This is a genomic window from Rhodococcus sp. T2V, assembly GCF_029269925.1.
Classification (GTDB): domain Bacteria; phylum Actinomycetota; class Actinomycetes; order Mycobacteriales; family Mycobacteriaceae; genus Rhodococcus_F; species Rhodococcus_F koreensis.
The window spans coordinates 88596-100580 of record NZ_JARJBD010000032.1 but is presented as its reverse complement, the minus strand read 5'-3'; the positions used below and the strand labels follow the sequence as shown (position 1 = coordinate 100580).

The 11985-nt window shown below is 64.8% G+C and carries 12 protein-coding genes; 2 read left to right on the top strand and 10 right to left on the bottom strand.

Annotated features, from left to right (window positions below):
* Positions 1-200: 200 nt before the first annotated feature.
* Complete coding sequence (locus P3H15_RS25685; RefSeq protein WP_276139819.1) at positions 201-911, bottom strand: GntR family transcriptional regulator; 711 nt, start codon at positions 909-911, stop codon at positions 201-203.
* Between the two features lie 159 nt (positions 912-1070).
* Between P3H15_RS25685 and P3H15_RS25680 the strand changes: the two genes are divergently transcribed.
* Complete coding sequence (locus tag P3H15_RS25680) at positions 1071-1466, top strand: WhiB family transcriptional regulator (protein WP_276139818.1); 396 nt, start codon at positions 1071-1073, stop codon at positions 1464-1466.
* 65 nt (positions 1467-1531) lie between these two features.
* Here P3H15_RS25680 and P3H15_RS25675 read toward each other — a convergent pair whose 3' ends face one another.
* On the bottom strand, positions 1532-2986 hold the full coding sequence (locus P3H15_RS25675) for an amino acid permease (RefSeq protein ID WP_346348805.1): 1455 nt from the start codon (positions 2984-2986) through the stop codon (positions 1532-1534).
* Positions 2987-3253: 267 nt separating this feature from the next.
* Between P3H15_RS25675 and P3H15_RS25670 the strand changes: the two genes are divergently transcribed.
* On the top strand, positions 3254-4393 hold the full coding sequence (locus P3H15_RS25670; protein WP_276139816.1) for a CdaR family transcriptional regulator: 1140 nt from the start codon (positions 3254-3256) through the stop codon (positions 4391-4393).
* A 70-nt stretch (positions 4394-4463) separates the two neighbouring features.
* Here P3H15_RS25670 and P3H15_RS25665 read toward each other — a convergent pair whose 3' ends face one another.
* The 8 genes from P3H15_RS25665 to P3H15_RS25630 all read right to left on the bottom strand — a co-directional run bounded on the left by P3H15_RS25665 (position 4464) and on the right by P3H15_RS25630 (position 11980).
* A complete protein-coding gene (locus P3H15_RS25665; RefSeq protein ID WP_276139815.1) occupies positions 4464-5816 on the bottom strand; it encodes an MFS transporter in 1353 nt (450 codons plus the stop codon).
* 59 nt (positions 5817-5875) lie between these two features.
* Positions 5876-7207, bottom strand: a complete 1332-nt coding sequence (locus tag P3H15_RS25660; protein WP_276139814.1) for an FAD-dependent oxidoreductase — start codon at positions 7205-7207, stop codon at positions 5876-5878.
* Positions 7208-7523: 316 nt separating this feature from the next.
* Complete coding sequence (locus tag P3H15_RS25655; protein WP_276139813.1) at positions 7524-8279, bottom strand: cache domain-containing protein; 756 nt, start codon at positions 8277-8279, stop codon at positions 7524-7526.
* A complete protein-coding gene (locus P3H15_RS25650; RefSeq protein WP_276139812.1) occupies positions 8276-9022 on the bottom strand; it encodes a FadR/GntR family transcriptional regulator in 747 nt (248 codons plus the stop codon). Before P3H15_RS25650 ends, P3H15_RS25655 begins: the two co-directional genes overlap by 4 nt.
* Positions 9023-9243: 221 nt before the next feature.
* Positions 9244-9633 carry a nuclear transport factor 2 family protein gene (locus P3H15_RS25645; protein ID WP_276139811.1) on the bottom strand — a complete coding sequence of 130 codons (390 nt, stop codon included), beginning with the start codon at positions 9631-9633 and terminating at the stop codon, positions 9244-9246.
* A 33-nt stretch (positions 9634-9666) separates the two neighbouring features.
* The gene (locus P3H15_RS25640) at positions 9667-10416 is read right to left on the bottom strand and encodes an iron-sulfur cluster assembly protein (protein WP_276139810.1); all 750 of its coding nucleotides are present in this window, start codon (positions 10414-10416) and stop codon (positions 9667-9669) included.
* Positions 10413-11657 carry an NAD(P)/FAD-dependent oxidoreductase gene (locus tag P3H15_RS25635; protein ID WP_276139809.1) on the bottom strand — a complete coding sequence of 415 codons (1245 nt, stop codon included), beginning with the start codon at positions 11655-11657 and terminating at the stop codon, positions 10413-10415. Before P3H15_RS25635 ends, P3H15_RS25640 begins: the two co-directional genes overlap by 4 nt.
* Positions 11654-11980 carry a Rieske 2Fe-2S domain-containing protein gene (locus tag P3H15_RS25630; RefSeq protein ID WP_276139808.1) on the bottom strand — a complete coding sequence of 109 codons (327 nt, stop codon included), beginning with the start codon at positions 11978-11980 and terminating at the stop codon, positions 11654-11656. The genes P3H15_RS25635 and P3H15_RS25630 overlap by 4 nt, the downstream gene beginning before the upstream one ends.
* Positions 11981-11985 lie beyond the last annotated feature (5 nt).

Here is an 11985-nt window from a genome sequence, read left to right as displayed (position 1 = left end):
CGCCCTCGACGACTACTCCCGCACCAAGCACGTCATGCACAACCACAGTCGCTGATTCGATCGGCACCACGAACCGACGTCGACGGTGCCGATCGAGTCCTGCCGTGCCGCCCATACGGTCATCCGTATGGGCGGCACACCTTCCGGATCCGGGTTCCAGCGATGAAATCTACGGGTGGTCCGTCGATGTGCTCGGAGACTCAGACGGACAGCGGATCGAGAATTCCCCGCACGGTGGACCGGGAGGTGCGGCACACGTGTTCGAGAATGCGGAATGCGCTCTCGCCGTCGCGGGTTTCGACCGCAGCGACGATGTCGGCGAGATAACTCCACCGGGACAGTCCGTGTCCGACGGCGTCGCGCACCCAGAGGTTCTTGTAGGGGCGGCAGGTGTCCCACATCCCCTGGATCAGCCCGGTGAGAACCGGGTTGTTTCCGGCGGAGAACAACGCCGACAGCAGCAGTTCGTCCTGAGCGACCGCTCCTGCGATGTCGCCGTGCACAGCCGCGCTCTCCAGCAGCCGCCAGTGCTGTCTCATCGTCTCGACGGCCGCGTCGTCGGCCAGGACGGCGCCGCGGCGCGCGGCATCGGGTTCGAGCATGATGCGCACGTCGTACACGTATTCGAGTTCGTCGATACTGAGCTCCCGCACCGACGCTCCCCGGTAGGGCTCCGTGACGATCAAACCCGCCTGCTCGAGCCGCCGGAACGCCTCCCGGACCGGCATCACGCTGGTGCCCACCAACGCGGCGACCTCCCGGATCCGCAGCTGCGTCCCCGGCGCCCAGTGACCCTGCGCGATGTGCCCGCGCAGGGTCTCGTATACCCGGTCCGCAAGCAAGTTCGACGAAGAACTATGCGGTGGAGTCGTTTTCATCTCCCGCAGAACGAGAGTATTCGGCCTGCCCATGAGGACCTCCGAGTTGTGGCGAGATCGCCGGAGAGAGGTCACCGACGGTTACAGCCATCGTATCACCACTTGTGATCACAGATCGAATCTATTGACGGCGGGTGTGATCCCGACTACGGTCACCGATAGCGTGAAAGACCGGATAGAAGCGGAGAAGTCATGAGCGCGTCTCTGACAGCGCACCCGTACGCACCCTCGACGGAGTTGTGGGACTGGCAGTTGCATGCCCGCTGCCGGAACATGGACACCGACCTGTTCTTCTCCCCCGAGGGCGAAACACGGCAGGCCCGACGCTATCGCGAAGAGTTCGTCACCCAGATCTGTCACTCCTGCCCGGTCGTGACCGAGTGCCACACGTACGCCCAGACAGTTCGTGAGCCGTACGGGATCTGGGGCGGCGCGACCGAGGCCGATCGCCGATTCTCGACTGCCCGCACGCCGCGGCAGCAGCCCGGAACGAGCACCGCAACCGGAAGCGCCGCACGACGTCTGACCGTTTCCTCCCGCCATCCGAGGCCCGGACGGCAAGAGCGTTCCGGGGACGCGGCAGACTAGGCGGGGTCACGTAGCGCATGCCTCTGGGCCGGAGCAGCGTGCTCCGGCCCAGAGGAATCCCGCGACTACCGGTCGCTCGGTGCCGCGTACGACGCCTCGGTGTCGAAGTCTGGTTCCTTGTCGATGGTTCGGCCTTCGACGGAACCGGCCGGCGTACGCCCGGGACCGAACGTGCGCCGAGCCTGGTATGCGATCAGGGTGACGGCGAGGGCACCCAGACTGAGGGAGATCTGCGATCGCGTGGATTCGACGAAGAACATCGAGATCAAGACCGCGAGGATACCGACGACCCCGAGGATCGAGAGGTACGGGAAGAGCCACATCTTGAAGCGGAGTTCGCGAGCCTTCTCCCGGCCGAGCATTGACCGGAGTTTGATCTGGGAGAGCGCGATCATCAGGTACACCATCAGGATCGTGGCGCCCGACGCGTTGACGATGAACGCGAACGCCGTCGTCGGCGAGAAGTAGTCGAGCGCAACGCAGCCCAGCCCGACGCACAACGCGGCCAGCAGCGCCCCGCGGGGAACTCCGTTCTTGTCCACCCGAGCGACCGAACGCGGTGCGTCGCCCTGATTGGCCAGCACGAACATCATGCGCGAGGCGGTGTAGAGACTCGAATTCAGGCAGGACAGCACCGCAACCAGGACCACCGCGTTCATGATGTCCGGGCCGCCCGGGATACCCATGACGTTCAAGGCGTCGACGAAGGGCGACTGGCCGACCTTGATGGAAGTCCAGGGGACGATGATCGCCAGGAGAAGCACGGAGCCGAGATAGAACACTCCGACACGGCCGATCACGGAGTTCGCGGCCTTGGCAACCGACTTCTCGGGTTCTTCGGACTCTGCCGCCGCGATCGTGGCGATCTCGGGGCCGACCATCGAGAAGACCGCGACGACGACACCGGAGAGAACGACCGTCCATCCGTTCGGTGCGAATCCCCCGTGATCGGTCAGGTTGGAGACGTCCGCGCTGTGCCCCGGCCACAGGCCCACCACGAAGCACGCCCCGATGGCGAGGAACGCGATGATCGCGGCGACCTTGATGCCGGCGAACCAGTACTCGAACTCACCGAAATTGCGCACCGACCGCAGGTTGGTGGCGACCATGGCGAGCAGCAGCGCCGCCGCCATGGGCCACGAGGGGAGATCTATCCACCGCTGCAGGAGTTTTCCGCCGATCACGGCCTCGGCCCCGGCGACGACTACCCAGAAGAACCAGTACAGCCACCCGGTGGTGAAACCCGCGCGGTTTCCGAACGCCTTACGCGCGTATCCGGCAAAGGAGCCGGTCGACGGGTCTGCCACGGCCATTTCGCCGAGCATGCGCATGACGAGAATGACTACGAGACCGGTGATCGCGTAGGAGAAGATTGCGGCAGGGCCCGAGGAGTTCAGCAGCGCGCTGGAACCGACGAACAGTCCGGCGCCGATGACGCCGCCGATAGCAATCATCGTCAAGTGACGTTGCTTGAGGCTCTTCTGCAGTGTGGGTGACGGGTTCGTATCCAAATCAGACATCGGCAGCTCTCACGATCGATTCGACACACGTGGACGCGGGGCAGTCTGTCCGCATCCGCCGAGCGAGACTTTTACTCGCCCAGCGACTTCGATCAAACCTGGCGGTAGCAACGCTCCCGCCCTTGTAATGATCACGTCCCGTGTTTGGATGTGATCCATATAACACCCCCGAGGCGCCCCGCGACTATCGACAGATGCCAGAAGTACGCAGGTGTACGTCAGACATATGGATGATCAACAGACTGGCCGCATGTTAATATATTAGTCATGAATCAGATCGGCCGGGCTGTTGCCCTTGCGAGCGTCGACGACTTCATGGCACGCACGCGCCGGCACCTGAGGGCGTCCGTAGTGCTGCTCGACAGCGATTTCGAGATGATCGCGTACAGTGCCCGGTCGATCGAAATGTCACAAGATCACTCACAGTCGGTCGTCAGGCAAGCGACCGATGCGGATACCCGCAACTGGATCGTCGATTGCGGAATCACTTACGCCACCAGGCCGGTTCGGACACCGGCGAACAGGAATACCGGCTCGAAGGCACGAATCTGCCTCCCTGTCCGGCACGGAGGAAAAACGTACGGGTTCTTGTTCGTCCTGCCGGACGACGACGCATCGATCTCCGACCATCAACTCGAAGAATTGATGCCGCTCGCGGCCCAGGCGGGCGCGCTGCTCGCCGCCGACGCACCGGGGAACGGAGACCTGGCGGGGGTGTTTGCGGAATTGCTCGAAGGCGATCCGGACAGGTCTTCGGCTGCCGCCGAGCATCTCCGGGCGTCGGGCGACGTGCCCGACGCCGAATTCACGATGCTCGCAACGGACCACGACGCGATCGATCGACGGCCGGGCGTCACCGCAGTGCCGATGGGACGACTCACGGCAGTCTTTGTTACGCAGCGTGATTCATCGTCTGCCACACTTCGATCAGCTGTCGACAGCTACTCCGCCGAGGGAAGCGTCGTCGGAGTCGGGGGAACCTACGCGGACCTTCGGGATGCCAGGAAGAGTTGGCGGCAGGCAAGGCTGTGCCTCGACGTCATCGCACTCGAGCCCTCCACGGGGCCGGTGGCGTATTGGGATCAGCTCGGTGTGTATCGGCTGGCCGCAATCGCATCCGCGGAGCTCATCGCCGAAGCGGTCATCACCCCTGCGGTCAGGGCGCTGTTCGAGCACCGGAACCGAGACCTTCTCTCCACCGCGGAGACCTTCTTCGACAATGGTGGCGACATCGCCGCGACGACCGATGCTCTGAGCATTCATCGGCAGACCCTCTACTACCGGCTGCGTCGAATTCAGGAACTCACGACGCTGGATCTGTCGATCGGCCAGGACCGCTTGGAGTTGCACGTCGGCCTCGCACTGGGAAGGCTCGTCGGGGGCCCGGGAACGTCGAATCGCTCGTAGCCGCAAGGTACCCGGACGCTCGGTGAGCGCCCGGGTACCTGCGAACTGTCTCTGCCCTGCCGGCTGGGAGTCAGGCGGTAGGTAGCGTCGTGCGTGTGGTGGTGCTCAGTGCGGCGCTTTCCGTCAGTGCCATTCCGCGGGTCTCCGGTGCCATGACCTGTGACAAGACCGCGCCGAGGAGGGTGATCGCGGCCGCGATGAGCATCGTGGGGCCGATGCCGATACCGCTGAGCGACAGCGGCACCAGGAACGTGCCGACCGCGGCGCCGATGCGACTGAGCGAGGAGGCCATTCCCACGGCGGAACCCCGGATCTCGGTGGGAAACAGCTCGTTCGGGTATACCCACTGCAGGATCTGACTGCCGCCGATGACCACCGCGTAGATCGCGAACAGCGCCATGATGATCACGCTCGGTGCTTCGGGGAACAGTCCGAGGATCAGGAGAGCGAGTCCGGACCACAGGAAGCTGTGGATGAGGAGGGGCCGCCGGCCCATCCGGTTGACCAGAAGCAGCGCGACGACGCATCCGACCAGGAACAGGATCGTGATCACGGCCGATCCGAAGTGTGCTGCATCGCCTTCGAGCTTCAGCGCCCCGAGGATGGCGGGTGCGAACGCGTAGACGGCGAACAGCGGCACGATCGAGCAGGTCCAGAACAGCGTGATGAAGGCCATCCGCTTTCCGTATCCGGATCGGAGAAGGTCCTTGACGCTGACGTCGGTGCCGTCTTCCATCGGGAGGTCAGCGATGCTGACGGTGGGTCCGTAGACCTTCCGCATCACGTCGTTCGCTTCGTCGATCATTCCCTTGTTCGCAAGCCAGCGTGGGGATTCGGGTGTTCCGACCCGGGCGAGGACGATCAGAATCGCAGGCACTGCGGCGCTGGCCAGCATCCAACGCCATGCGTCTTCGTGACCGGTTCGTGCCAGGAATTCTCCGACGACGTAAGCGGCTGCGGCGCCGACGAACCACATCGCGACGAATGCGCCGAGGAACGGACCCCGATACTTGCGCGGCGTGAATTCGGTCAGCAGGGAGGTGGCGATCGGATAGTCCGCGCCTACGGCCATACCGATCAGCAGGCGCAGAATGATCAGCCACACCACGTCTTGGACGAAGAATTGAGCCACGGAGAACACGATGATGGCGACCAGGTCGATCGTGAACAGAACCTCACGTCCGAATTTGTCGGTCAACCATCCACCGGCGTAGGCGCCCAGCAGGATTCCGACCAGTGACGAGGCACCGACCAGGCCCTGTTCGACGGACGACAGGCTCCACTGATCCGCGAACTGCACCATCGCGACACCGATGATCGACAAGACGTAACCGTCGAGAAACGGTCCGCCAGAGGAGAACAGCGCTAGCTTCTTGTGAAATCTGGACAGTGGCGCATCGTCCAAGGGGTTGATCGTCGTCATAACGAGCTCCTCGTCAGTGATGGTGTTCTGAAGTCGGTGTCAGGGCCGGCGAGCGCCGGTCAATTATTCGAGGAGGCAACGGAGGCCCGGATCAGGGAAGCGACCCGTTCTGCTTCCGTGTACGCCCCGTGGGTCCCCGCGGTCTCGGACGTGTAGTCCCCGGCGAAGTGGATCGAGCCCACCGATCGCTGGAGTTCGGCCAGATTCGCGGCGCGATCGGGGCCGAGTAGCGCAAAGCAGTGTTCCCACGTCCGTGCGTAAACGCCGGTGATCCTTCCCCTGAGCTGCGGCGCAACGGTCAAGAAGCTCTCCACCCAGTCGGCGACGCGGGCCTCGTCCTCGGCGAACCCCGGCTGGAATCCGGTGGAATTCCCGTAGCAGGTGAATTGCACTCTGCCTGCGGCCCAGTTGGGTCCTACCCGGCCCGGGGTCGGATTGATGATCGCGTCGAACGGCATTCCGGCGGTCACGATGAACGCCCAGTCTTCGATGCCGGACAGCCCGTCGATATCGGCGACGATATTGAGCGTGGTGCTGCCGGGAGTGTCGAAGCTGCTGAGCGCGTCGGTCTTCCATGTCGGTAGATCGCTGAAGACGGTGGGAACCAGAGGGGCAGGCAGCGTCGACACGACATGACGGGTCAGGAGTGTTCCCGCTCCCTCCGGGCCGGTGAAGCTGACCTCGTAGGCGTCCTGCTCGTCCTTGAAGGCGACACCGGTGACCACGGTGTCGAACCGAACGGTGTCCGCAGGCAGGCGGCCGTGCATCGCCCTGGGGATGGCCTGCATGCCGCCGAGCGCGAAGGATCGGTTGCGCTTCTCTCGCGCGAGGTAGCTCGCGAAGTAGCGGAGGGCGTATTTCGCCGACAGCTTGGCCGGGTCTCCCACTGCCCCGCCGCGCAGAGCGGCATCGATGATCCGGCGCACGCCGGGTTGCAGTCCGCTGAGCCGTTCGGCGATCGTCTCGGTAGCCAGACCCTGATCGTCCTGGTCCAGTACACCGTTGCTCGTGTGCTCGTGGTATTCGAGAAGAGCACTGTCGATGAATTCGCTCAGCTCCGCCTTTTCGGAGTCGGTCAGATCGAGACGCGCGACGAGATCTTCGTTGGTCTCGGCGACGATCGTCTTGCCGTTGACATGGATTCCGTACGTCGTGGGTTCGAACGGTACGACGTCGAGAGCGAGTTCGGTGGCGAGTTCTTCGGTCCGGGTGTTCCGGTAGATGAACAGCGCACCGGAGTTCGCACTCGCCCCCGCGAGATCTACCGTGTTCGACCTTCCTCCCACTTCACCGGTTGCCTCGAGCACGCAGACATCCAATTTCAGGTCTCGAAGAAAGTAGGCCGTGGCCACTCCCGCTGTACCGCCACCAACGACGATCACGTCGTACATGCATGTCTCCTGAAGCCGAAGTAGTGAAGTTGACTGCTGCAGCGAAGGCCGAATTGCTCGACCTCGAAGTTGCGGACCCGACAACGGCGGCGGATTTCCACAAAGCTGCATGCGCCACAACGTCTTTGGCGATTGCCCAGGCTCCCACCGCCAGCGGTAGCCCTGCGCTCCGCAGGAGTTGTGACGCCCGCCACATCATCGTGACACAAGCCGAGTCTATAAGCAATAGAAGATATTTTCACTTTTTAAAGTTCTAAGACGAAGTTCCAGGTCAGGGGCTACCGGACACGGGCAACCGCGGATCCGACGGCCAGGATCAGGGCAGAGGCGAGACCAACTGCCAGCTTCTGCCGTTCGGGAAGAGGTCCGCGGCCAGTTCCGACCGAGACCACGACGTGACGTCGCCCGGTTGCAGAAGGTCCCCGGGCAGGTATCCGGACGTCGTGGAGGCGATGACGCGCAGGTCCGCATTCACCAGAACGACGGGCCGTCGGTCCCGGTCCCCCGTGAACAGGAAGCGCTCGAACCGACGCGCCAGAACATCGGCACCCGCGACGCCGGCGAAACCACCCTCAGTGATGACCGGCACCGAGATCGTGACCGTGTAACTGTAGGAGTCGATACCGCCGAAGTCGACGTACGGTCCGATGATCGCCGGGGTGCCGCAGGTCCGAGGAATGGAGAACCAGCCCCGGCTGGAGTAGTCGTAGAAGGAGACCTGTCCGGGGTTGACGCTGTGACCGATGAACTCGAGATCCCCGTGGTCGTCGTAGCCCCACCACTCCATCCAGTACGGGCTGTCCGTCAGATAGTCCACGGCGGTGGCCACGCCGATGCGATCCACCGCGTACTCGGGGTTCCGTAGACACGCCTGCAGACTCTCGCGGATTCCGCCGAGATCGGAGCGGGCGGGTCGACGCCCGTCCCGCTCCACGCGATCGAGCAACTCGCGCATGTCGGCACGCACACGAGTGAGGCTGTTCAGTGCCACGCGCAGATAGTCGGTGATCTCTGCGGTCAGCCGATCCAATTCCGGAAGCTGCGCGGGCCGGCGGCCGTCCTCGTTCTTCACGTCGCCGCCAACGCGAGGTGACGATCGACCAGAACGCGGGTTTCTCGTGCACAATGCTCCAGCGCATGGCGGTGTGCGGCGTCGGGATCACGATTGCGGATGGCCTCCACGATCAACGCGTGCTCGCGGATCGCATCGTGCGGATCCAGCGCGTCCGTGTCCCACAGCAGCGGCGCCACCTGGGCCTGCGCCTGGACGATCAACGTCGTCAGATGCGACGACTGCGCCGCGGCGCCGAGTTCGATGTGGAAGCGGCTGTCCGCGCGGCGTCGAACGTCCGCACGAGTGGCCTCGGCAAAATTCCGTGCGAGATCCTCCAGCCGATCGACGTCCTCGGGCAAGGCACGCAGGGCCGCCAGGCGGGTTGCCGCGCCGGTCAATGCCCCCATCAAGTCCCCGAGGTCCCGCAACTTCTCCGCACTCGTCGTGCGAAGTTGCGCGTCCGCCCGTTCGCGGTCGGCGGTGCCGAAGTCGCGGACGTAGCTCCCCCCGCCCCGGCCGCGCCGGGTTTCGATCAGACCGCGGTCCCGCAGTACGGTCAGAGCCTGCCGCAACGTCACCGTCGAAACCTGCAGTTTGGCGGCCAACTCGGCCTCGGTGGGTAGCCGTTCCCCGCCGGCCAGCAGGCCGACCGCGATCGTCATCTCCAGTTGATGCACGACGCCGTCGACCAACTTCGAGACGGAGTCGTCCCGCACTCGACCGAGATCGACAGAGAAGACGTCTTTCTCCACAGAATTCATATCCCCGCCAACGCACTTCAGGACGGATGAGAGTCTGACGGAGCCGGAGGGTGCGTCCGCCGAGGCTCCACCCCACGCTTAAACATCATAACTATACTTTATCTTCTCTCACCGTACCCGCTGCCCGGTTTCGACCGGGCTCTCCCCACCCAGTGGGACGCCCAGCCGCACAGGAAGTCGATTCGGCTGTACGGCTGGGCGAGTATCGGAGCAGTTCCGTCCTAGGCGGGGGCGTCGACGATCTTCCAGTAGGAGTCCTTGCGGACGATCTTGTCGTCCCGGAATTCCCAGTGGTCGCATCCGCGCGCGCTCACCTGCTTGCCGTCGGTCGTCGTGCCGGTGACGAGCCATTCGGAGACGCCGAGGTCGCCCGAGACCCAGTGCCGGTCGGCGTCGTACTGGACATCGGGCATTCCGGCGAACCGCGCGCCCAGTCCCTCTCGCACCGCCGCCTTGCCGGTGAGACGCTGACCCCAGGGTTCGGGTCCCTTCGACGTGTCGAAGGAACAGTCTTCGGTAAAGAACTCCATGATTGCGTCCAGATCGTGAGCGTTGAACGCCTTCATCAGCGCAGTCAGTGTCTCGACCTTCGTTTCGTGCTGAGCTGCCATCAGTAGATCTCCTTGTCGGTGTCTGTTCCGGTGTCAGAATGCGGTGAACCCGATGGCCCGTAGCTGGTCGCGCCCGTCTTCGCTGATGTCGTGTGGGCGCCAGCTCGGCAGCCATTCCCACTGCACGACGTACTCGGTGTCCATCTCGGACAGCACGGTGCGGATCTGGCTTTCCATCACCACCGTCAGCGGGCACGCCGCCGACGTGAGCGTCATCGTGATCGTCGCGACGCCGTCCTCGGCGATCTCGACCCGGCGCACGAAGCCGAGGTCGACGATGTTCACGCCGAGATCGGGGTCGATCACGTCGTACAACGCCTCGCGAACCGCGAGCTCCGCCTCCGTCTCCGGCACGCGTGGCCGTGTCGGCGGAACGACCGGCGTCTCCGCCGGCGGCGCGGCAGGCGGGGCGACCGACGCCGCTGCCGCCAACCCCTTGGGCCGCAACACGATCGTCACGTCGCTGGTCGCGCTTCTGATCCAGTCCGCGATGCCGTGCGCCTTGCGCCGCACCCGCACGATGTCCTCGGCCGCCACCGCGCTGCCGCCGCTCACCACCAGCGCATCGCCGGCCAGGCCCCGCTCCTGTGCCCGGACCAGCGCCGTGTCCAGCATCCGCGCCAATTGCTCACAGGTGAGCCCGGGCGCGAAACGCAACTGAGCCCGGGCCTCCACCGCGGGTTCGCCCATCACGCGTTCGAGCGCTGCCGACGCCTCGGGCTCGGCGACCCTGAGCTGAGACTCCCGGACGGTGATGTCGGTGGCTTCTGCCAACGTAGTCATCTGCGCACCTCCGATCTACGTGCGCCTGCCTTCTGCGGCAGCAGGCTCTTGAGCTGGAACCCCTCGTCGGCGAGTTGTTCCTCGGTGATCTCGTGCGGCACGGCCATCAATTTGCGCGCCTGCAGCACGTCGCGTGGGCGATCCAGCGCGACCATCGCCCTGATCCGCCCGTTCAGGAGGGAGAACACGGAGAACGACCGCTCTTCCACCGACCCGCGGGCCACCGGTGTGCCCTCGCCGGTGAACTGGCCCAGCGACTGCACGTTGTGCTCGTACTGGTGCGTCCAGAAGAAGTGCTCCTCGGTGAACGGTTCGGGCTCCCCGAGCAGGTTGCGTGCGAGGTTCGCGCCGTGCCGCATCGCGGTTTCGTGGTGCTCGACCCTGACCCTGCGGCCGTGCGCCGGGTGGAACCGCTCGGCGACGTCCCCGATTGCGTACACGTCCGGCACGCTGGTGCGGCCGTACTGGTCGGTGAGGATTCCGCCGTCCACCTCGAGGCCCGCCTCGGCCGCGAGTTCGACGTTGGGCACCGAACCGATGCCGACCAGCAACTCGTCGCACTCGACCAGCTCGCCGTCGCGGGTCCGCAGCACGATCCCCGAACCGGTCTCCGTCATGTCGGTGACCACCTCACCGGTGCGGATGTCGACACCGTGGTCGCCGTGGATGCCGATCATCGCGCTGCCGATCTCGGGACCGAGCACCCGGGCGAGCGGCAGCGGGTTCGGATCGAAGATCGTCACCCGCACGCCCCTGGCCGCGGCGACCGCGGCCACCTCGCAACCGATGAACCCCGCGCCCAGGATCGCCAGATGGCACCCGGGTGCGAGCCGCTGCGCGAGCCGCGTCGAGTCCGCGATCGTGCGCACGACGTGCACCCGGTCGCCGCCGAAGCCGGGCAGTGTTCTCGCCCGTACCCCGGTGCCGAGAACCAGCGCGTCGTACGTGAGCGAACGACCGTCCGACAGGGACACTCGGCGCTCCGCGACCTCGATCCCCTCGGCCCGGGTGCCGAGCAGCAGCTCGACCTCGTTGTCTCGGTACCAGCTCTCCTGATTGACCTGGAAGTCCGCATGAGTGAACGTCCCGGCGAGGAACTCCTTCGACAGCGGCGGGCGCTCGTACGGGAGATGAGGTTCATCGGCGACGAGCACGATGTCGCCGTCGAACCCCGCCTCCCGGAGGCCGGTGGCGGTGGCCGTTGTCGCGACACCGCCACCGATCAGCACGAGCCTGGTCATGCGACACACACCAGGATGTCGCCGTTGTCGTCCACCTTGCACCGATAGGTGACCAGTGAGCAGGTGGACGGATTGATGCCCTTCCCGGTGGTGACGTCGAACTCCCACAGGTGCTGGGCGCAGGTCAATTTCTTGTCCTCGAGGTCGCCGTCGTTCAGCGGCCACTCCTGATGCGGGCACCGGTTCTGGTAGGCGAGCACGTCGCCGTCGTGGTTGATCAGCAGAACCGGCTTGCCGTCCACCTCGACGGATTCCATCTCGCCTTCCCACAGGTCGTCCAGGTGCAGCACCTTGTGCCACTGCTGTGCCAACGTTTCACTCATGGCCA

Excerpts from the sequence above, each read along its gene's own strand:
- P3H15_RS25650 (WP_276139812.1), bottom strand. The coding sequence starts at position 9,022 with ATGAATTCTGTGGAGAAAGACGTCTTCTCTGTCGATCTCGGTCGAGTG.
- P3H15_RS25640 (WP_276139810.1), bottom strand. The coding sequence starts at position 10,416 with ATGACTACGTTGGCAGAAGCCACCGACATCACCGTCCGGGAGTCTCAG.
- P3H15_RS25680 (WP_276139818.1), top strand. The coding sequence starts at position 1,071 with ATGAGCGCGTCTCTGACAGCGCACCCGTACGCACCCTCGACGGAGTTG.
- P3H15_RS25630 (WP_276139808.1), bottom strand. The coding sequence starts at position 11,980 with ATGAGTGAAACGTTGGCACAGCAGTGGCACAAGGTGCTGCACCTGGAC.
- P3H15_RS25675 (WP_346348805.1), bottom strand. The coding sequence starts at position 2,986 with ATGTCTGATTTGGATACGAACCCGTCACCCACACTGCAGAAGAGCCTC.
- P3H15_RS25685 (WP_276139819.1), bottom strand. The coding sequence starts at position 911 with ATGGGCAGGCCGAATACTCTCGTTCTGCGGGAGATGAAAACGACTCCA.
- P3H15_RS25665 (WP_276139815.1), bottom strand. The coding sequence starts at position 5,816 with ATGACGACGATCAACCCCTTGGACGATGCGCCACTGTCCAGATTTCAC.
- P3H15_RS25635 (WP_276139809.1), bottom strand. The coding sequence starts at position 11,657 with ATGACCAGGCTCGTGCTGATCGGTGGCGGTGTCGCGACAACGGCCACC.
- P3H15_RS25645 (WP_276139811.1), bottom strand. The coding sequence starts at position 9,633 with ATGGCAGCTCAGCACGAAACGAAGGTCGAGACACTGACTGCGCTGATG.
- P3H15_RS25660 (WP_276139814.1), bottom strand. The coding sequence starts at position 7,207 with ATGTACGACGTGATCGTCGTTGGTGGCGGTACAGCGGGAGTGGCCACG.
- P3H15_RS25670 (WP_276139816.1), top strand. The coding sequence starts at position 3,254 with ATGAATCAGATCGGCCGGGCTGTTGCCCTTGCGAGCGTCGACGACTTC.